The 20,739-nt window shown below is 69.9% G+C and carries 15 protein-coding genes; 11 read left to right on the forward strand and 4 right to left on the reverse strand.

Annotation, left to right across the window (positions count from 1 at the left end; translation table 11 throughout):
• Positions 1-9 precede the first annotated feature (9 nt).
• The 6 genes from RHM57_RS16345 to RHM57_RS16370 all read left to right on the forward strand — a co-directional run bounded on the left by RHM57_RS16345 (position 10) and on the right by RHM57_RS16370 (position 8,934).
• Positions 10-399, forward strand: a complete 390-nt coding sequence (locus tag RHM57_RS16345) for a response regulator (RefSeq protein ID WP_134449095.1) — start codon at positions 10-12, stop codon at positions 397-399.
• Complete coding sequence (locus RHM57_RS16350) at positions 396-1,526, forward strand: endonuclease/exonuclease/phosphatase family protein (RefSeq protein ID WP_322188764.1); 1,131 nt, start codon at positions 396-398, stop codon at positions 1,524-1,526. Before RHM57_RS16345 ends, RHM57_RS16350 begins: the two co-directional genes overlap by 4 nt.
• Positions 1,523-5,044, forward strand: coding sequence for a hypothetical protein (locus RHM57_RS16355; protein ID WP_134562141.1), 3,522 nt, complete (start codon positions 1,523-1,525; stop codon positions 5,042-5,044). The genes RHM57_RS16350 and RHM57_RS16355 overlap by 4 nt, the downstream gene beginning before the upstream one ends.
• Positions 5,041-6,309, forward strand: a complete 1,269-nt coding sequence (locus tag RHM57_RS16360; protein WP_322188768.1) for a hypothetical protein — start codon at positions 5,041-5,043, stop codon at positions 6,307-6,309. Before RHM57_RS16355 ends, RHM57_RS16360 begins: the two co-directional genes overlap by 4 nt.
• Positions 6,306-8,135, forward strand: coding sequence for a hypothetical protein (locus RHM57_RS16365; protein WP_322188770.1), 1,830 nt, complete (start codon positions 6,306-6,308; stop codon positions 8,133-8,135). The genes RHM57_RS16360 and RHM57_RS16365 overlap by 4 nt, the downstream gene beginning before the upstream one ends.
• Before the next feature lie 136 nt (positions 8,136-8,271).
• Positions 8,272-8,934, forward strand: a complete 663-nt coding sequence (locus RHM57_RS16370; protein WP_134449100.1) for a TetR/AcrR family transcriptional regulator — start codon at positions 8,272-8,274, stop codon at positions 8,932-8,934.
• 76 nt (positions 8,935-9,010) lie between these two features.
• On the opposite strand, the gene RHM57_RS16375 is transcribed toward RHM57_RS16370, so the two are convergent.
• Complete coding sequence (locus tag RHM57_RS16375; protein ID WP_322188772.1) at positions 9,011-12,076, reverse strand: cell wall-binding repeat-containing protein; 3,066 nt, start codon at positions 12,074-12,076, stop codon at positions 9,011-9,013.
• A gap of 311 nt (positions 12,077-12,387) precedes the next feature.
• On the opposite strand from RHM57_RS16375, the gene RHM57_RS16380 reads away from it, so the two are divergent.
• From RHM57_RS16380 to RHM57_RS16390, 3 genes are read left to right on the forward strand one after another with little or no spacing between them, the layout of a single operon-like run.
• Positions 12,388-13,992: an APC family permease gene (locus RHM57_RS16380; RefSeq protein WP_134449102.1), complete on the forward strand. Its 1,605-nt coding sequence runs from the start codon at positions 12,388-12,390 to the stop codon at positions 13,990-13,992.
• 25 nt (positions 13,993-14,017) lie between these two features.
• Entirely contained in the window at positions 14,018-14,503 is a 486-nt protein-coding gene (locus RHM57_RS16385) for a DUF1003 domain-containing protein (RefSeq protein WP_322188774.1), read from the forward strand.
• A 42-nt stretch (positions 14,504-14,545) separates the two neighbouring features.
• The gene (locus tag RHM57_RS16390) at positions 14,546-16,036 is read left to right on the forward strand and encodes an alpha-amylase family glycosyl hydrolase (protein WP_322188776.1); all 1,491 of its coding nucleotides are present in this window, start codon (positions 14,546-14,548) and stop codon (positions 16,034-16,036) included.
• Here RHM57_RS16390 and ald read toward each other — a convergent pair.
• Positions 16,033-17,148 (reverse strand): alanine dehydrogenase, encoded by a 1,116-nt coding sequence (ald, locus tag RHM57_RS16395; protein WP_134558307.1) that lies wholly within the window; start codon positions 17,146-17,148, stop codon positions 16,033-16,035. The genes RHM57_RS16390 and ald overlap by 4 nt on opposite strands.
• Before the next feature lie 190 nt (positions 17,149-17,338).
• Here ald and RHM57_RS16400 point away from each other — a divergent pair, with 190 nt between their 5' ends.
• Entirely contained in the window at positions 17,339-17,782 is a 444-nt protein-coding gene (locus tag RHM57_RS16400) for an Lrp/AsnC family transcriptional regulator (protein ID WP_322188778.1), read from the forward strand.
• Positions 17,783-17,819: 37 nt separating this feature from the next.
• On the opposite strand, the gene RHM57_RS16405 is transcribed toward RHM57_RS16400, so the two are convergent.
• Complete coding sequence (locus RHM57_RS16405; RefSeq protein WP_134558308.1) at positions 17,820-18,416, reverse strand: hypothetical protein; 597 nt, start codon at positions 18,414-18,416, stop codon at positions 17,820-17,822.
• A gap of 103 nt (positions 18,417-18,519) precedes the next feature.
• Here RHM57_RS16405 and RHM57_RS16410 point away from each other — a divergent pair, with 103 nt between their 5' ends.
• Entirely contained in the window at positions 18,520-19,209 is a 690-nt protein-coding gene (locus tag RHM57_RS16410) for a DUF2461 domain-containing protein (RefSeq protein ID WP_134558309.1), read from the forward strand.
• Between the two features lie 138 nt (positions 19,210-19,347).
• On the opposite strand, the gene RHM57_RS16415 is transcribed toward RHM57_RS16410, so the two are convergent.
• Entirely contained in the window at positions 19,348-20,736 is a 1,389-nt protein-coding gene (locus RHM57_RS16415; protein WP_241975241.1) for an alpha-amylase family glycosyl hydrolase, read from the reverse strand.
• Positions 20,737-20,739: the final 3 nt, after the last annotated feature.

Below are 20,739 nucleotides of genomic sequence, written 5' to 3' on the forward strand. Positions count from 1 at the left end.
GGCCGCGCCATGACCGCCGAATCCCTGTCCAACACGGCCCTGGTCGTCGACGACGAAACCGTGTCCCGCCTCGTCCTCTCCCATATGTTGCGCAGGGCGGGCTGGGACGTCACCGAGGCCGACGATGTCGCCCCGGCGATCGCGCTCGCCCGGTCTGGCACCTTCACGGCGATCTTCTCCGACTTCTCGATGCCGGGCGGCACCGGTGTCGACCTGCTGAACGCGCTGCCACCGGCGCCGGCTCGCCCGCTCTTCGTGCTCGTGACCGGCATCGTGGAACATTCCTCTGTCGGACTCGACCTCGCGAGCGTGATCGATGGGCACCTGATCAAGCCGATCAGCTCCCGCGCGCTCTCCGAGTGCCTCGCGACGATCCTGCCGCGCCAAAGGGACCGGTGAGTCGCGGCGTCACGCGTGCCCTGACCAGGACTGCGTGCGGCCTCGGCTGGCTGGCAGCAGGCGGCATGACCGCGAGCGCCCTGATCCGGGCGCTGTCCAGTGAAACCGAACCACTGCTGATCGGGGTGCAGGGCATCACGGTGTGGCTGCTCCTCCCGGCGTATCCTCTGCTCGCGGGCACGGGAATCGTGCTCGTGCGACGGGCCCGGCGGGCCCGCAGACGTTCCGACGGGCCGGCCCGCCTCAGGTGGCCACTCGCCCTCGGCACGGTTGCGCTCGCCCTCGTTGTCGTGCAGGCCACCCTGCTGATTCCGGCCATCGGATGGAACGGCCCGCGCACGGCACCCGTCGGCGCCACTCCGCTCCGGATCGTCAGCGCCAACGTCCTCCTCGACAACACCGAGCTCGCCACCCTCGCCGGCGAGCTCGTCGCGACGGATGCCGACGTGATCGTGCTCGAAGAGGTCACCCCCGAACACCTGGCCACGCTCGCCGCCTCGCCGCTCTGGGCGGCCTACCCGGAACGGATCCTCGACGCGCTCCCCGGATACCATGGCTCGGCGATCTTCTCCCGCCTGCCGATCGAAGACGGCGGCCCGATCGACGTAGCCGGGTCCCCGATGCTCGAGGCGCGCATCCACACGCCCGCAGGACTCGTACGGATCATCGATGTGCACGCGGTAGCACCCGTCACCTCGGAGAACACCGTGCTCTGGCGGGGACAGTACGCCGAGCTGGCCCGGATCGCGGCAAGCGACACCGGCACCCTCATCCTCGCGGGAGATTTCAACGCGACCCTCGACCATGCGCCGCTGCGGCGGCTCGTCGCCACCGGGCTGCGGGACGCCTTCGTGGAGTCCGGCCGCGGTTTCGGGGCGACCTGGCCACGCTGGGACGGCGTCGTTCCTCCGCTGATGCGCCTCGACCATGTGCTCGTCAGCCAACAGGTCACGGTCGTCGCCGTGACCGACCAGACGAGCGCGGGGAGCGACCACCGCCGCCTCGTCGTCGACCTCGCCCTCCCGTCGTCGCAGAGTCCGTCGTCCCAGAGTCCTTCGTCTCAGAGTCCTTCGTCTCAGAGTCCTTCGTCTCAGAGTCCTTCGTCGCCGGAGACTCCGACGCCATGACCCTGGTGACGGAGCCGGCCCCGGTCCCCGTTCCGGCAGCGGAGAAGGCGAGGGTGCACCGGCCGGAAGAAGCGCCGGACGGGCGCTCGCGCAAGGGCTTCGTGCGCCGCCACCGCCTGCTCTTCATCGCGCTCATCCTCGTGCTCGTGTTCCACGGCTCTTTGCTGCTCGCCGGAAGTTACCAGCGCACCTACGACGCCTACGTGCACATCTTCTTCGCCGACCACTACGCCAGAGACTGGTTCTCGAGCTGGGACACCCGCTGGTACACCGGGTTCTCCACCCTGAGCTACCCGCCGGGCGGCCACTTCATGATCGCGGCCCTGAGCAAGATCATCGGGTTGCGCCCCGGCTTCGTCGTCGTGCAGGTCTTCGCCCTCCTCAACCTCACCATCGGGGTCTACCGCTGGAGCGGCATCTGGGTCAACCGCACCTCAGCAGGCTGGGCGGCCATCGCCCTGGTGCTGGCGTCGTCCATCGCTGAAACCGTGCACGTCTTCGGCCAGCTTCCCACCACGCTCTCGCTCGGGTTCCTGCTCAACGGGCTGCCCTTCGCGAATACCTGGGTGCGCACCGGCAACCGGAAGGCCCTGCTCGCCGGGGTCGGCTGCATCATGGCCACCACGGCCTGCCACCATGTCACGACCCTGTTCGGATCGCTCTTCTTCCTCGGGCCCGTCCTGCTCGGGGCACTCGTGTTCGCCGTGCGCACCCCGCTCGCCGGCGAAAAGGACGGACACCCGCCGCGGTTCAGCTTCCGGCTGCTCTGGCCGCTGATCGCCCGCCGGATCCGCCGGGTGATGCCCTCCCTCGTGCGGACCGGGATCCTCGGGGCGCTGGTGGTCACTGCCCTGCTCTGCGTCGTCCTTCCGTACTGGCTGTACTCCAAGAGCGACCCGATCACCCAGGTCTCCATCCCGCACGCCAGCCGCGACAGTTTCCTGGTCAATGTCAACGCCGGCCTGGTCTTCTGGCTGATCCCCTGGGGCACGACGCTGCTCGTGCTGCCATACGCATTGATTCGCGGCATGGCGGGCAAGGCGTGGCCGCTCACCCTCTCCCTCGGCGTGCTCGCGTTCCTCGGCACCGGCGGCACCACGCCATTTCCCAAGATCCTCCTGGGCGGCGCGTACGACATCCTCACACTCGACCGCTTCACGTTCTGGGCGACCATCTCCATCCTGCCGCTCGTCGGTCAGTTCGTGTCGAGCGTCACGAACGGTTCGATCCGAGCCTGGCTGCTCGCGCATGTCGGGCGCACGCTCTCGGTGGTCCTTCCGGGCCTGCTGCTGGCCGCACACCTCACCACGACCCTCTACGCGGCGAACCTCACGCAGTACCGGGCATTCCAGCCTGCCCCGATCGACGTCACCCCGATCACGACCTTCATGAACAAGGATCAGCACTCCCAGTGGCGGTACCTCACACTGGGATTCGGCGACCAGATGGCCTGGCTCGGTACCAATATGACCGCCGGAACCGTCGACGGCGACTATCACTCTGCCCGGCAGCTGCCCGAGCTGACGTCCCGGCCGATCGAGCGCCTCGAGGGCGCGAAGTACTCCGGTGTGCCCGGGATCGGGAGCCTGCAACAGTTCCTGGCGGTGCCCGGCCGGTACTCGCTCAAATACGTCTTCAGCAACGATGCCTTCTACTCCCCGCTGCTCGACGCGAGCGGCTGGACCGACCTCGGTCCGCTCGAGAACGGCATCGAAATCTGGGAACGCTCCGACGTCGCCCCGCTGCCGACGAACGAGGTCTCGCACCAGGCACCGCTCTGGGAGCGCCTGTGGTGGGGACTGATCCCGCCCGCCTCCATCGCCCTGGCGCTTGTGCTCATGGTGTGGTCCCTGATCGGAGCGCCCACGCGGGTGCCCGGCGTCGGCGCCGTCGTGCGCCGTGTCGTGCCGGCCAGGCTGCGACGGATGCTCGCCCGCCCGCCCCGCACGGCCGCCCGCCTCCTGCGCTCCGCACTGAAGAAGCTCACGAGCCCGGTGACCCGCGCCGTCGGCGCCGTCGACGCCGCCCTCGCCGGGGCGAGCGACCGCATCCCGCACACCGAGGAGCCCGCGCCCCCGGCCGGCGGCTGGCTGCCCTGGGGCGGGGCGCTGCCGCGCCTCCGCACGCGGGCACGCGCCCGGGTCCGGAAGCGCCGCCGCCGCTGGCAGGCGGCCGTCGTGACCCTGATGCTGGTCATGGTCGCTGCCGGCGGCGCCCTCGCAGTGGCGAAGCCGCGCCAGCCCACGGCTGCCGAAGTCGTCGAGGACTACTACGGACACCTCGATTTCCGCCGCTTCGCCGCCGCATACGCCCTGCTCGATCCCTCGACCCGGCCGGACTACACGGTGTACCAGCAGGAACTCGGCAGGGACGGAGGCCTTGTCGCCTCCTTCGCGAAGCTCGCATCCGTCACCGCAGTGCCGGCCTCGAGCACCCCGGGCAGGCAGGTGATGACCGCAACCCTCGACTATCTCACCTCCCTGCAGTCGTATCGGGTGATCACCCCTGTGACCCTGATCCAGGAACCGACCGGCTGGTTCATCGACCTTCCCGCCGGAGACGCGACGTCTCCGCCGGACCAGTTCACCAGCCGACCCGCCGTCGGCTTCCTCTCCCAGGGTCGTCGCGCACTCAGCTCGGACGGAACCTCCACGATGGACGTGCTCGACCGGCCCGAGCTGACCCTCGGCAACGTCAGCTCCCTGCTCGTGAACGGTCGCTGGGTCGTGATCGGCGAGGTGACGAACACCGACGTCGACCCCGCAGACGTCACCGTCGAAGCGCAGCTGCGCGATCAGGACGGCGCGCTGCTCGCCAGCTGGGATGCCGCCCAGGTACTCGTTCACAAGCTGCTGCCCGGAGCGACGAGCCCCTTCCGGATCGAGTTCCAGAGCATCGCCGGTACCGGCGACTACGGCCTCGAAGCCGACGGCGGCCTCAAGGACACGACGGCGGTGACGCCCCCCTCCGCGACAAGCGTCACCGTCGCAGCACCGGCCACGTCCTCCAATATCCACGGCCCTGTCGAGTTCGACCCTCAGACGATCACCCCCTTCGTGCTCGCCGCCGGCGCGACAGTGTCGTCGGTGGCCGTCTACGCCCGCGCCGTCGTGACCCCGCGGGCGAGCGCGCGCGGCCTGCAAGTGCAGCACCTGCGGCTCACCGGCTCGGCCGTCGACGGCTACGCCGTTCTCGGCGAGCTGCGCAACGACAGCACGGTGGAAGCCTCCGTTCCGCACCTCCTGGTGTCCTATACGGCAGCGGACGGCAGCCTGGCCTGGGTCGATCATGCCTATCTCGAGCACAGCATCGCCCCGCAATCGGTCAGCGATTTCCGCATTCCGCTCGCGTCACGCACCCCGATCGCAGCCTCCGGGGTGCCGACGACCGGCTACGCGGGTCCTGCCCACTCTCCGCCGGCATCCGCGCTCGCCGCCTCGATCGCCCTGCCCGCCGATACGGGCTTTTCCGGGCTGTCTCTCACGGCGACGACCTACGCCAGAGCGAGCCAGCCGTGACGCGGCCGGGCACGCGCCGCGCAGTCGGCCTGATCGTCACGCTCGCCCTCGGCCTGGCGATCGGGCTCCCCACGGATTCCGGAGCCGGCTCCCGCGCGGAAGCGCGGGCAGCACAGAACGCTGCGACCGCCCTCGTGCTGCAAGTCGCGCCGACCGCGCCGGCGGGCGCGGAGATTCCGGTGACCGTCGCGGGGGCCGCCGACGGCGCGACGGTGCAACTCGTCGCGATCGGTTCGCTCGGCCAGCTCGTGCTCACCGCCGTGAGTGTCGACGACACGGCGGAATTCCGGCTTCCGGTCGCCCTGACCCGCAGCGCAGGGTCCGTCACCCTCGTGGCGAGTTCCGGTGGAACGGTCGTGCGGGGTGCCACCGAGCTCACCCCCGGGGCCGCGGTCGGCCCGATACAGGCCGTCGTCGGCGCTCGCTCCATCGTGGCCGACGCCGCAGACCTGTCCATGGTCGTCACGATCCCTGTCGACGCCTGGGGTAATTCCATCGCAGAGGGTTCACCGGTGCTGGTCTCCCGCGAGAACCCCGTCGGAGTGCGGAGTTCGAGCGGAGCGGTCGTGTCGCACCTGCTCGCCTTCCAGGAACTCGTCTCGGGCACCCTGGCCGGTCGTGGCCAGGTCTGGGTCGCTTCCGGTCCCGTGACCGGACCGAGCGTCAGCCTCGACGAAGTCGCCGGGCCACCGCTCCCCTTCTCACTCGAGCCCGTCGAGCCCGTGTTGGCCGCCAACGCGGGGGCCGACGGCCAGACGCTCGTCCCGATCCGGACTTCCGTGCTGCGGGATCGCTTCGGCAATGTCGAGCCGGACGGCACCCAGGTCACGGTGGAATGGACGGGCCCTGAAGGCGCGGGGCGCACGACCGCGGCCACGATCTCCGGCGTCGCCCAGCTCTCGCTGCAGGCGCCGGGAACGCCGGGCGCGTTCCAGATCACCGGGCTCTGTCGCGGTGTGCACTCGGCGAGCGCCCTCACACTGCCGTTCGCGGCCACCGTCGGTACTGTCGACCTGAACGCACGCCTGGTCGACGCCGGCGTCTTCGTGAGTATCGGCCCGGTCAACCGCTTCGGCGGCACATTCGTGCCGGATGGAACGACGGCCCGCGTCTCCGTGGTCGACGCCATCGGCGAGGCCGGCTCCGCAAGCGCCGGGCTCGTGAACGGCGTGCTCGACATCCTCGTCGCGACCAGGCCGCTCGTCAGTCCGGTCACGGTCACCGTCTCGGTGCTCGGCGCAGAAAACGTGGAGACGCTCCGATGACGAGGCCCAGGCTCCCGGTCCGCGTCCCGGGGAACTTCAGGCGCAGCCGCATCAAACGGCTGATCGCCGCGCTGCTCGGCCTCGGCCTCGTCGCCGCGACCGTCGGGCTCCTCGTGCTCAGCGGGCAGATCACGCTGCAGAGTTCGACAGGGGCGAAGGTCTCGTCCGGGCTCCACGAAGTCGCGACGGTTCCGGTCAACGCAAGCCAGCTCGTCAGCTGGCTGCCAGACGCGTGGCAGCGCGAACGAGTGCTCGAGCCCGCGACGCGCATGATGATCGCAGCCAGCTATATCCGGGCCTGGGCCGCGATCGGGCGTTTCCAGTCCACGGGCGAGCGGCCTGCCGTCAACGACACCTTCAGCGGGGCGGCCCGGCGTGCCGTGCTCGATCTGCCCCGCACCGGCCCGAGCGCGACCTGGGACCTGCGCCACTCCCTCGAACTCGAGTTCTACGCCCTCGACGGCGCGACCGTCGCCTTCCACGACGGGGGTGCGAACATCGCACGCACGGTCGGCACCGGGCTGAATGAGACGGTACTGCTCAGCCACGAGAGCTACGACGTCGTGATGGTGCTCGAAGACGGCTTCTGGCGCATCCGCCAGCTCCGGCGCTCCGCAGGGAGCGACACTGCCACACTGACGACGGATGCCGCCGGAGCGACCGCGATCACCGGCACCCCGACGACGACACCCCTCACCGTGCCGGCGAGCCTGGCCACCGAGTACCGCCCGGCCGGCTGGGCGCCCGTCCTTCCGGTCGCCGTCACGGCGAGCGCCACACCGACACCGACTCCCGGCGCGACCCCGACCCCTGCGCCCTCCGTCGTTCCCATTCCCGCCCCCACCCTGCTCGCCCCGGCCACCCTGGGGGCCGACTTCGCCCGCCTGCGGGCCCTCGGTTTCGACACCATCCGGGTTCCGCTCCCGTACACCGAGCTGGGCGGCGCGAAACCCACCGACGACGCCATCACCGGCCTGATCACGTTGCTCGAGCAGGCCGACCGGCACGGACTGCGGGTCGACCTCGTCCTCTTCGACGGCTTCCCCGACCTCACCCCCGCGAACTGGGTCGCTGCCGACGCCCACCTCACGGCCATCGCGACCGCGGTGCGCGGCCAACCGGCCCTCGCCCTCTGGGACCTCGCCGACCGGCCGGAGCAGCGCACGACCGGGTCTCCGAGCCCCGCCGAGATCCGGGCGTTCCTCCTGCACACCGGCTCCGTCCTGCGGGAGCTCGACCCTGGCACGCCGCAGACCGTCTCCTGGGCGACGAGTGCGGCCGCGGCCGATCCGTCGATGGCCCGGCTGGTCGACGCCGTGTCCCTGCACCTGACCGGAGGCGGTGACCCGACCGCAGCGATCGGGGCTGTGCGCGCCGCGCTCCCCGACCGGGCCGTGCTGCTGACGGTGACCGGGCTCAGCACCGAGGGCGGCTGGGGACCCCTGCCGAAGACCGAGGCACGGCAGGCCTCCGACGTCGCCCGGGTACTCCTGGCCGCGGAGCGCGCCGGACTGTCCCGCCTCAGCGTGGCGGCCTTCGCCGACACGAAGACGGATGCCGGCGGGCTGCTCCGCGCCGACGGCTCTGCCAAGCCCGCCGCCGTGCTCTTCGAGGCCGGCGCCCAGCTCACGACGATTCCGGCACCGGGCCTTCTCGACTACGCCACCTCGAAATTCTGGATCCTGGTGTTCGCGGCCCTGCTCGCCGGCGCCGGGGTGCTGCTGTGGGTCCGTCACCGCCTGCGCAAGCGCAGGCTGCAGAAGCCGGGTCCCGCGGACTCCCCCACAACAGGTCAGCACGACCGCCCAGGAAGCACACCACAGTGATTGCCACGCGCGCCCTCGTCCAGGTCCTCCTCGACAGTGCGATCTGACCCCGTGTCGTCGCCTGGGTGATGCGTCACCAGGGTGATGTACTGTAACGACGCCATCCACCGAGACTGCCCACCGAGAGAAGAGCCCGATGAGCGACGCAGACGACGCCGGTCACCGCAGGGCCGGAAGGCCGCTTGAGACGGTTCTGACGAAACCGCGCATCACCGCTGCGGCCCTCCGGCTGATCGGGGCGGCCGGCTACGAAAGTTTCACGATGTCCGGCCTGGCCAGGAGTCTGGGAGTGGCTCCCTCCGCGCTCTACAACCACGCGGCATCGAAGCACGTCGTGCTGCAGTGGTTGCAGGACCACGTGATGACGATGGTCGATGTGGCCGGCTTCGGCTCAGAGCCGTGGGACACGGCCCTGCGCCGCTGGGCCTGGTCGTACCGGGACATCTTCGCAACGCACGTTCCGTTGATCTCGATTGTTGCGGTGCTCCCGGTCACGGGCGCACCGCAAACCCTGCGCATGTACGAGACCGTCGCGGCGGGACTGTCCTCCGCCGGGGTGCCTTCTGCACAGATCGTGCCCTCGATCGTCGCACTCGAGTCGTTCATCTTCGGCGCGGCTTTCGATGTGACGGCTCCGGCCGACATATTCGAGACCGGTGCGCTCGCCGAGTCGAGTCCGATCTTCAGCGCAGCGGTGCGGCACGGGCAGCAGAACGCGGGCAGGGCGCGGGCGGATGTCGCGTTCGAGTTCGGACTCGAGGCCCTCGTCGACCGGATCGGCGGCCTGCGCCAACCCTGAGCATCCGCCCGGCCTGTCGTGCCGTGCGAGCTGCCGCGGGCGCCGCGGGTCGTGCGGCGCCCGGAGTATCACTGGCTCACGGGCACGGCTTGAGCGCCGCGACGTCACCGGTGAGGGCGGTCGCCGTCCCGATCAGGACCACCCGGGTCGCGCCGAGGCGGGTGATCGCGGTGAGCGTCGCCCGGGGCACACACGTCGCGGGCGTGAGATACAGCGGAGCCGACTTCGCCCCGGCGAGCGCCGAGCCGACCAGGGCATCCTGGTAGCTCGTTCCGCTCGCGAGGTACACCGTCGTCGCGGACGTGAAGGCGTTGAGGTTGAGCGCCGCGCTGGTCGCGTAGCGATCTGCGCCGCTGTACCGGGTCACCGAGGCGCCGCCGAGTTGCAGCTTCAGCCAGAACTCGGTGAGGCTCGTCACGTCCGCCGTCCCGCCCGCGATCTTCACGGTCCTGGTGTGCAGGGTGCGCAGCAGGGCGGCCGTTGCGAGGTCGGGCAGGAAGCCGCCGGCCGGCACGAGAACGACCGGTGCGCCCGCGCGGGCGGCGGCGGATGCTGCCGCGAGCGCTCCGGGGAAGTCGGCCCCTGTCGCGACGTAGGCCGTCGCCGCGAGGCTGCCGAAGGCATCCGCTGCCACGAGGCGGGAGGTGGCGTACCGGTCGGCGCCGGCGAGCCGTGCGACGGGTGCGATGCCCGCGAGCTCGGCCGAGACCGCCGCGGACACGCTTGCGGTTCCGCCGACGATGACGATCTTGCCCGGGTGCAGCCGGACCAGTTCGGCCCTGACCCCTGCCGGAAGCGCGGTGAGACCGGTCAGGAGCACGGGGCCGCCGAAGTGCGCGGCGGCTGGCCCGGCGCTGAGGGCGTCGGCGAAGCTCGTGCCGCTGACGAGGTAGACGCGGGAGACGCCGGGCGCGAAGCCCTGGGAGACGGCGATCGCCGTCGAGTACGGGTCGGTTCCCGCGACCCGGGTGACCGTCGCGAGGGAGACCGGTGCCGTGGGCGCCGAGACCGCTGACGCGGGCTGGTAGCCGGGCGCCGAGCCGGTGACCCGGACGGTGAGCGCCGCTCCGGCATCCGCGGCGACCGGGGTGTAGCCGGCCGACGTGGCGCCCGAGATGGCCGTGCCGTTTGCGAGCCGCTGGTAGGCGAAACCCACCCCGGCAGGCGTCCAGGTGCCCGGGATCGCGGTCAGTACCGCGCCGACCGAAGCGGTCCCGGAGATCACCGGCGTGGCCGTTCCGATCCCGCCGGCCGCGACCGCACCGGTGGGCGCAGAGACAGCTGAAGCGGGCTGGTAGCCGGGCGCCGTGCCGGTGACCCGGACGGTGAGCGTCGTGCCGGCATCCGCGGCGACCGGGGTGTAGCCGGCGGCGGTGGCCCCGGCGATGGGTGTGCCGTTGGCGAGCCACTGGTAGGCGAAGTTCACGCCGGCCGGCGCCCAGGTGCCCGGTATCGCCGTGAGGAGCGCGCCGACGGCGGCCGTCCCGGTGATCGTGGGGGTGCCGACGACGAGAGTACCGGCGACGACGACGGCGGTCGGCACCGAGGTCGCCGCCGCGGAGACCGGCAGGTAACCGGGCGCGGATCCCGTGACCCGCACCGAGAGTGCCGTACCGAGGTCGGCCGCGACCGGCGTATAGGTGGCGGATGTCGCCCCGGGGATGTCCGCGCCGTCACGCAGCCACTGGTAGGCGAAGGCTGCTGTGGCCGGCGACCAGGCGCCGGGGACCGCGGTCAGGGTGCTGCCGACGGAGGCGGAACCGGTCACGGTCGGGGTGGCGGGCACGAGGATTCCCGGGGCGCCGACGCTGTCATAGAGGGCGTAGTCGTCGGTCACGAGGGTTCCGTTGAGGATCAGGTTGAGGCCGAAGCTCAGTCCGGTCGTGCCGGCCGGGATGGCCGCCGTCGTGTAGAGGGCCTGCGCGTATGCGGAGCCTGCCGGGAAGTACGGACTCGACGTCCAGTAGCTCCAGCTGCCGATCGAGTTGCGCAGATAGACGTCGAACTGGGTGGTGACCGTTGAGGTGTACCACGCGCGCAGGGAGTAGGTGTGCCCGGGGGTGACCGTGGGGGCGCAGGCGCCGAGGTCCTGGGTGAGGATGAGTTTCGAGTCGCCGCTGACGAGGTTGCTCACGACCAGCTGCTCGGCCTTGGTGCCGGTGTGCGCGGCGGAGACCGTGCTGAAGGCCGCGGTGTTCGTGCCGAAACCGCCGACGGCCCAGCACTGTGGGAGGCCAGTGGTTCCCGCTGTCTCGAGGCTCGGGTTGACCACCCCGTTCACGCCGGGACCGGGGGCCACTGTCGAGGTCGTCGTGACGGGAACGACCGGCTTGACGGCGCCGCCGATGACGTCTCCGACGGTCTTGACCGTGGTGTTGTTGGATGCGGCACGCGTGGAGAGCCAGGCAGCGAACTGGGCGAAGACCGCTGGGTCGACGGAGAGCGCGTCGCAGCTTCCGGCGCAGAGGTGGTGGAAGGTGAGCTGCACCCAGCCCCCGCCCGCCGTCTCGGCGTTCGTAACCGTGTTCTCGAGGTCTGCGAGGGTCCAGGTCGTGTCGACCTCGTCGGGGGCGCGGGTGAGGTACGCGTCGGCCGGAGGAATGGTTTCGGCGAATCCGCAGCCCGTGCAGCCGAACCGGGTGTCGATGTCGCCGAGGCCGCGGGCGCTGTTGAACCCGCAGGCCTGGACGATCGCCTCGGTCGCGGCATCCACCGTTGCGAAGGGGTAGGCGAAGCTTCGCGTCGGGAAGCCCCAGTCGGCGAGGGTCGCCCGGCCCTGGCAGACCTGCCGGGTGGCTTCGTCCGCGGGGAGGGTGAGGAGGTCGGGGTGGGTGACCGTGTGGCCGGCGATCTCGTGACCGGCGGCGGCGATGCTCGTGAGGTCTGCCCTGGTCAGCCAGCCGGGGTTGTCGATGAAGCCGGTGGTGATGAAGAAGGTGCCCTTCATCCCGAACTGGTTCAGGGTGGCCACCGCGGCGAGCTGGTCGGCGTTGCCGTCGTCGAAGGTCAGGCTGACGACCGTCTGCGGGTCCGTGACAGCGGCGCGCGCCGGGGTCGCGCCGAGGGTGATACCCACGGCGACGGCGGCGAGGACCGCGATGAGCCTGAGCGAGCGTGCAGGGGCCAGCGAAAATCCGGTCATGGGAGGTGCTCCTCGTGAATCGTGACTGATCCTGGAATCCCAGCACCTGCGCCCAGTGTGCTGAGCGATTGATCCCCGAACAAGCAGAGCGCCGGAAAAAGGCGGTTTACCTGCGAATTACCACGCAAGTTTGCGGTTAACCACACGCGCCGCTCTGGCGCCCGCCGGTGAATCTGCGGTAAGTGCTTGCAATCCGCCTGACTCACCCCCAGAATAAACGAACTCAATTCATTTAGTCCATCGGATACACCGCAGTACCCGAACGGGCCGTTCGCGCGTCGATGCGCCCGGCCCGAGGAAAGGGACCACACATGACCCAGCAGTCCACCCGAGGGTCGGCGCCGACCTCATCGCAGCCGTTCACCGACGTCCACCTCGTGCACAGCTCAACGCTGCACGACGCGGCGGGGAGCAAGCACGGCATCACGAAGAAGGGCCTCAAAGGCGGGCAGCTCGGCTTGCTCGCCGTCGTCGTGCTCGGCATCTCCTCCGTCGCCCCGGCGTACAGCCTCACAAGCTCGCTCGGCGCGACCGTTGCCGAGGTCGGCAAGCAGCTGCCGGCCGTGTTCATCCTGGCGTTCATCCCGATGATCCTCGTCGCCCTCGCCTACCGGGAGCTCAATGCCGACTCCCCCGACAGCGGAACCTCCTTCACCTGGACCACAAAGGCGTTCGGTCCCTTCGTCGGTTGGATGAGCGGCTGGGGCATGCTCGCGGCCAACATCATCGTGCTCTCGAGCCTCGCCGGCGTGGCCGTCAGCTTCTTCTACGTCTTCCTCGGCGAGGTCTTCGCCAACCCGGATCTCGCCGCGCTCGCCGACAATACCTTCATCAACATCGCAACCTGTCTCGTCTTCGTGGCCCTCGCCGTCTGGGTGAGCTACCGCGGGCTGCACGCCACCAAGCTCGTGCAGTACAGCATGGTCGGCTTCCAGATCGTCGTCCTTCTCATCTTCAGCGTCTCGGCCATCGTCAACGCGACGAACGGTGCATCCACCACCGCGCTCGCCTTCGACTGGACCTGGTTCGACCCCACCCGTGTCGACAGTTTCAGCCAGCTGGCCGCCGGCATCTCCCTGGCGATCTTCGTCTACTGGGGCTGGGACGTCTGCCTCACCGTGAACGAGGAGACCAAGGGAACGAAGGGAACCGCGGGCAAGGCGGGTACCCTGACCGCCCTCGTCGTGCTCGGCCTCTACCTCGTGCTGATCGTGGCCACCATGATGGTGTCCGGCGTCGGCGCCGAGGGAATCGGCCTGAGCAACCCGGACAACCAGGGCAACATCTTCGCCGCGATCGCCGGACCCGTGATGGGGCCGGTCGCGATCCTGATGTCGATGGCCGTGCTGGCCAGTTCCGCCTCCTCGCTGCAGTCGACGATGGCCTCCCCTGCCCGCACCCTGCTGTCGATGGCGCACTACCACGCCCTCCCGCCGCACTTCGCCAGGGTCAGCAAGCGCTTCGGCTCGCCCGGCTTCGCGACGATCGCAGCCGGGGCCATCGCGGCCGGGTTCTACGCCGTCATGACGATCATCAGCGTCAACGTCCTGAACGACACCATCCAGTCGCTCGGGCTGATGATCTGCTTCTACTACGCACTCACCTCCTTCGCCTGCGTCTGGTACTTCCGCCAGAGCCTGTTCTCGAGCGTGCGCAACTTCTTCCTGCGGCTCCTGGTGCCGGCGGCGGGCGGGCTGATCCTCACCGTCGTGTTCGTGCAGACCGCCGTGAGCGCCTGGAGCCCCGACTTCGGCAGCGGTTCGGAACTCTTCGGGATCGGACTGGTCTTCGTGATCGGCGTCGGCCTGCTCGTACTCGGACTCGCCGTCATGGGCCTCACCTTCCTGGCCAGGCCGAGCTTCTTCCGCGGCGAGACGCTGCGCCAGGACACCCCCGCACTGGTCGTGCCCGAATAGCACGCGCGCCGGGTAGCCTCGGGGCATGAGCACCAGCACCGTGGCTACCCCGCACCTGTCGTCCATCCTCCCCAGGCACATCCTGGCGACCGGCGACCACCACCCGATCGTGCTCGCTGAGGCGAAGCGTCGTGCCGCGAGTGTGCAGCTGCGCATCGCGGATGCCGTCACGGCCTTCGCGGGATCGATGCGGTTCGTCTACCTGCATGCCGTCGTGTTCGCCGGCTGGATGCTGTTCTTCGAACCGAGCCCGTGGCCGACCCTGACCCTCGTGGTGTCTCTCGAGGCCATCTTCCTCTCGACGTTCGTGATGATCGGCCAGAACCGGCAGGCCGGATTCCAGCAGGCGAAGGCCGACCATGATTTCAAGATGAGCGACCAGGAACTGCTCACCAACACCGAGCTCACCCGGCGCGTTCATGAGCTCACGAAGGAAATCCACGCCCACATCGTCGGAACCGCTCCCGTCGCCCCGGTCACCGCAGCTCCCCTCGGTTCACCCGCGAGTTGACCGTGCAGCGTAGGGTGGCGGCTCTAGGGAAGGCAGGTACCCATGACCGACGTTGAACTCCTCGTCTACGCCGACCGCATCGGCGGCACGATCCCCGCGCTGGCCGCGCTCCTCGACGGGCCCCTGCGGGACTTCGGCAGTGTGCACGTGCTGCCGTTCTACGTGCCGTTCGACGGGGCGGATGCCGGCTTCGACCCGGTCGACCACACTGCGGTCGATCCACGCCTCGGCACGTGGCCCGAGGTCCGCGACCTGGCAGGCGACCGTGGGCTGACCGCCGATCTCGTGGTCAACCACGTCTCGGCGTCCTCGGTGGAGTTCACCGACTGGCTGGCCCGCGGCGCGGGGTCGCCCTGGAACGGCATGTTCCTCACCTATGGCACCGTCTTCCCGCACGGCGCAACCGAGGCCGAACTGACGGCGTTCTACCGACCGCGGCCGGGACTGCCCTTCACGGGGTACCGCGGGTCAGACGGCTCCCGGCATCTCGTCTGGACGACGTTCCTGCCCAGCCAGGTCGACCTCGACGTCGCCAACCCGGTCGCCATCGCCTACCTGCGCCGGGTGCTCCGCGTGCTCGCCGACGGCGGCGTATCGACGGTGCGGCTCGACGCGGTCGGCTACGCCGTGAAGACCCCGGGCACCGACAGCTTCATGACCCCGGAGACTCTCGCCTTCGTCGAGGTCGTCACGGACCTCGCCCGCGCGGAGAACCTCGCCGTGCTCGTCGAGGTGCACGGGCACTACGCCCAGCAGCTCGCGATCGCGCCCCTCGTCGACTGGGTCTACGACTTCGCGCTCGCGCCGCTCCTGTTGCACTCCCTGGGCACCGGCACGGTCGACCGCCTCGCGCACTGGTTCGAGATCCGTCCGGCCAACGCGGTCACGGTGCTCGACACCCACGACGGCATCGGCGTGATCGACGCCGGTCCGGCCGGAGGACGGCCGGGACTGCTGAGCGAAGCGGAAATGGCGGAGGTGTTCGCGCGAGCCGCCGAAGCCACGCACGGGCACTCATCCGTCGCCTCGGTCGTGCCGGAATGGTCGACCCTGCCACATCAGATCAATGCCACGTTCTTCAGCACGCTCGGCGGCGACGTCGTCGCCTATCTGGTCGCGCGTGCCGTACAGCACTTCCTGCCCGGACGCCCGCAGACCTACTACGTCGGCCTGCTCGGCGGTCTCGACGACCGGGAGCAGTTCGCCGAGACCGGGAGCGGGCGCGACGTGAACCGGCACCGCTACCCGGCCGCCGAGGTCGAGGAGGCGCTCGCGAGCGACGTGACCCGCGCCCAGCTCGGCCTCGTGCGGCTCCGTTCCGCCCATCCCGCGTTCGACGGCCAGTTCACCTGGTCGGCCTATGGCAGGGACGTGCTCGAGCTGCGCTGGGCGAACGCCGCGGACGGTTCCCGTGCGGTCCTGACGGTGTGTACCGCGCGGGCCGCGACGAGTTTCCGCATCCAGCTCGCGGATGCCGACGGCAGCGAGGTCCTCGACACGGTCGAGTCCCTCGCAGCCTGGACCGTCGGCTAGCCGACGATCTCCGCGAGGGTCAGGACCGGGGCGCCGAACGCGGCGGCCACGTGCTCGTTCGTGATGCGGCCCGCGTGCACGTTCAGGCCCTTGGCGAGTGCGGCATCGTCGGAGATGGCCTGCTTCCAGCCCTTGTCGGCGAGCGCGATCACGTAGGGCAGGGTCGCGTTGGTGAGCGCACGGGTCGACGTCGCGGGGACTGCTCCCGGCATGTTGGCGACGCAGTAGTAGATGCTGTCGTGCACGGCGAAGGTGGGCTTGTCGTGGGTCGTGGCGTGGGATCCCTCGAAGCAGCCGCCCTGGTCGATCGCGATGTCCACGAGCACGGAACCCGGTTTCATCGTGGCGACCATGGCGTCGGTGACGAGCTTCGGCGCCTGCGCCCCGGGGATGAGCACGGAGCCGATCACGAGGTCGGCGCCACGGACCTGCTCCGCGATCTCGTAGCGGGTGGATGCGCGGGTCTGGATGGCGCCGGTGAACCGGTTCTCCAGCTGCCGCAACCGGGCGATCGAGAGGTCGATGATCGTGACGTCCGCTCCCATGCCGAGGGCGTTCGCCGCGGCGTGCTCACCTGCGACCCCGCCGCCGATGATGACGACCTTCGCCTTGGGGGTGCCCGCGACGCCGCCGAGCAGGATGCCGTTTCCGCCGTTCGCGCTCATCAGGTGGTACGCGCCGACCTGGACGGACAGGCGCCCGGCGACCTCGCTCATCGGGGACAGCAGCGGCAGGCTGCGGTCGGCGAGCTGGACGGTCTCGTAGGCGATCGCCGTCGTGCCGGAGGTGAGGAGGGCATCCGTGGTCGGACGGGACGCGGCGAGGTGCAGGTAGGTGAAGAGCACCTGCCCGTCGCGCATCAGCGGGTATTCGGCTTCGATGGGTTCCTTGACCTTGAGCAGCAGCTCCGCGGCGGCCCAGACCTCGGCGGCAGTGCCGAGGATGGCCGCGCCCGCGACGCGGAAGGCGTCGTCGCTGAACCCGGAGCCGACGCCGGCGCCCGCCTGCACGAGGACCTCGTGGCCGCGGATGGAGAGTTCGTGCACGCCGGCGGGGGTGATGGCCACCCGATTCTCGTTGTTCTTGATCTCGGTGGGGATGCCGACCTTCATGGGGAACTCCGTCTGCGGTTTGGGCCGGACTTACCGGTGGATAGGGAAAATAATGCTCGGTATTCGTTTCGTGCACGTGACAAGCGTGGAATCCGCGATACTTGGTCGAAAGACAGCGCGATATTCAGTTGAGAGGGGCCCACGCATGACGGAAACGAAGAGGATTCGGGGCGGCGATGAACTCGATACCGTGGACAGTACGCTCGTGGCCCTCCTCCAGGCCGACTCGCGGATGAGCAACAGCCGGCTCGCGACCGCGGCGGGGATCGCGGAATCGACGTGCATCGCCCGGGTGCGCTCCCTCGTCACGCGCGGCATCATCACCCGGTTCACGACGCTCGTCGACCCGAAGGCGCTCGGGCTCGGCCTTCAGGCGCTGATCAGTGTCAGCATCCGATCGGGGGCGCGCACGCAGATCCCGGCGTTCCGGGACGAGATCCGGGCGATGCCGCGGGTCGTGCAGGTCTTCTTCCTCGGCGGCACAGAGGACTTCATCATCCATCTCGTGGCCCGCGACTCCGACGATGTGCGCGACTTCGTGCTCGAGAACCTGTCGGCGAACCCCGCGGTCGCCTCGACGCGCACGAGCCTGGTCTTCGAGCACCACTACAACGGGCTCTCCTCGGGAAAGTAGCAGCCGGGCGCCGAGGGACCCCGTCGGTTGGCGCCGGTCAGTCCGTGCTGCGGCTGGGCTTCCAGAAGCCGGTCGTGCCGAGCAGCCGGGTCTCCTTGTCGGCGTCGGCGGGAACCTCGACCTCGGGAGGGAAGACTCCATACTGGCGCCAGTCGTCCACCTGGGGCAGGATCTGCTCCCAGAGCAAGTCGACCAGTGGAGCCGGCAGCGCGTACTCCAGGCCGAGGTAGTTCGCGATCGACCACGCCTGGAAGGCCCGGTAGATGCTCGTGTGCTGCAGGTACTCGGCGAGCGGGTAATCGCCATACTGGAGGTGCACGATCGCTGCGGGATCGAGGTCCTGCCGCACGGCGGCGGTGGCCTCGTCGTTGAGCCGGTTGTAGCTCGCGATCGGGTCCCCGCCGAGCAGGTCGCCGTTGAAGCGGTCACCGACTTCCTCGATGGTGTGGCCCGCGAGCACGTCCCCGACCCAGGCCTCGTCGCGTGCGTGCGCGGCGAGGATGTCCCTGATCGTGGGATTCTCCGTGCTGGTCCACTCCGCGGGAGCCGGCAGGGTCAGCTGCTCCGGCGTGATCCGGTCGATGACGGAGCGCAACGCGGCATCCGACTGAAGAAATAGCTCTCTCTGCTCCATGCCGCAAAAAGTAGCACGGGCCACTGACGCTGACCAGCGTTCGACCGCATTCGGGCGTCGGCCCGACCACCGGTGCTGCCAGACTACGAGAGGAGGCGAGAGTATGACAACGCACTTTTCCGGTGAGGCGCTGCAGTTCCTGCGCGAGTTGGAAGGACACAACGACCGGGGCTGGTTCGAGGAACACAAGCCGGTGTACCTGAGCGAGGTCAGGGAGCCGATGCTCGACCTGGTCGACCGGGTCAACGAGTCCCTCGCGGGATTCGCGCCCGGGCACGTGCGGCCGCCGCAGAAGGCGATCATGCGCATTTACCGCGACGTGCGGTTCTCGAAGGACAAGTCCCCGTACAAGACGAACGTCGCCGCGTCCTGGCCTCTCGGGGGTTCGGAGAAGACCGGTGCCGGTTACTTCCTCAGCGTCTCCGGCCACGAGGTCCTGGTCGCGGGCGGCAGCTATGCGCCCTCCCCCGAGCATCTCACGGCGATTCGCGACCACATCGTCGCGCACCACGGGGAGCTTCGCGCCCTGCTCGCCGATCCCCGGCTCACGGGCATGTTCGACCCCGCCGACGGCAATCCGCTGGTGCGTCCGCCGCGCGGATACCCCGTCGATCACCCCGCGGTCGACCTCTTGCGCCGCCGCCAGTGGGCCGCCTTCGCGACCCTGCCGGCATCGGTGGCCGAAACGGATGCTTTCCTCACGCTCGTGATCGAACGTTTCGAGGCGCTGACACCCCTGATCGACTTCCTGAACGTGCCTCTGGCCACGCTGCGCCTCGAGCAGCGGCGCTGACCGGGGCCGCGCCGCTTCGACCGGGCGCCCGGCGGATGCCGCTACGAACCGTCGTAGGCGGCCTCGAGCACACGGATCTCGATCTTCGTCATCGCCAGCACGGCCTGCAGCACCCGACCGGCCCCGACCGCATCGGGTCTACCGTGCCGAGTCGCTCGCGGCGGGCGCGAGCACCTGCCAGCCGTGCGGCGCGATCGTGACACGCGGCCCCAGCGGCGCCGGCGTGCCCCCCGGCAGGAGCTGGGTCAGCCCCGAGCGGCCCAGGTCGACGCCGCACGGCTGGTCGCCGAGGTTGAGCGCGACGACGAGCGTGTCGTCACCGGCCCGCGCCTCGTAGACGAGGTGGTCGGCCCCGCTGTCCAGGATGCGGGTTCGGGCCTCGTGCAGCCACGGATGCCGCCGGCGCAGCCCGATCAGGTCCTGGTGCAGCCGGTAGACCGTGCGTTCGGTGTCGGTGAGCGCCGGAGGGCCGTCCGCCGGGAACTCCGGCCGGATCGCGTCGTCGCCGCCGTACTCCTCGGTCTTCAGGCCCGCGTAGCCGTATTCGTCCCCCGCGTAGATCGACGGGGTTCCTCCGGTCGTGAAGAGCACGGCGAGCGCGTGGGCGAGGTGCCGCGGATCCTCGAGGCGGGTCGAGATCCGGGTGACGTCGTGGTTGCCGACGAAGGTCGCCGGGGTGAAGCTGTCGAGGAAGCCGTTGTGCCTGCCGAGCGACCAGGCCAGCTCGTGCGGGTTGTGATCGTTGAGGCTGCTCCAGATCGCCTTCCAGAGCTCGTACTGCGTGACGGAGTCGAGGGTGGCCGCCGAGACGATCGCCGGGTAGTCGCCGTGGATGACCTCGCCGAGGAACCACGCCTGCGGGTGGCGTTCCCGCACCCGCGGCAGGACCCCGGCCCAGAATTCGGCGGGGACCGCGTATGCGGCGTCGAGCCGCCAGCCGTCCGCGCCGCGGTCGAGCCAGTGCTCGAGGACGCCGGTCACGTAGTCGGCGACCTCCGGGTTGCCGTGGTCGAGACTGATGAGCCCCGGATGCCCCTCGAAGGTTCCGAAACCGGCCTCGCCTCCCGGGAGGCCGGCCCGGGTTCCGGCCTGGAACCAGGCTGCCGCGGCACTTCCGGGGCCCTGCTCGATCGCCTCACGGTAGCGCGGGAAATCCGGGCCGACGTGGTTGAACACCCCGTCGAGGAGCACGCGCAGCCCGCGGGCGTGCGCTTCGGCGACGAGGGTGTCGAAGTCGGCCTCATCGCCGAGGCGCGGGTCGATACGGTAGTAGTCGCTCGTGTCGTAGCCGTGGCTCGTCGAGGCGAAGACCGGGCCGAGGGCAACGCCCGATGCGCCGAGCTCGATCGCATGGTCGAGCCAGGCCACGATCCGCAGCAGGCGGTGCTCGCCGGCACCGGGAACGGGTTCGCAAGGGGCGATCGGGTAGCTACCGACGAAACCGAGCGGGTACAGCTGCCACCAGATCGCGTGGCGCACCCAGTCGGGTTCGACTCGCCCGGCGGCATCCGTGTTGCTGATCATCATGTC

The organism is Cryobacterium sp. 10S3 (assembly GCF_034344045.1).
GTDB classification, from domain to species: Bacteria; Actinomycetota; Actinomycetes; order Actinomycetales; family Microbacteriaceae; genus Cryobacterium; species Cryobacterium glucosi.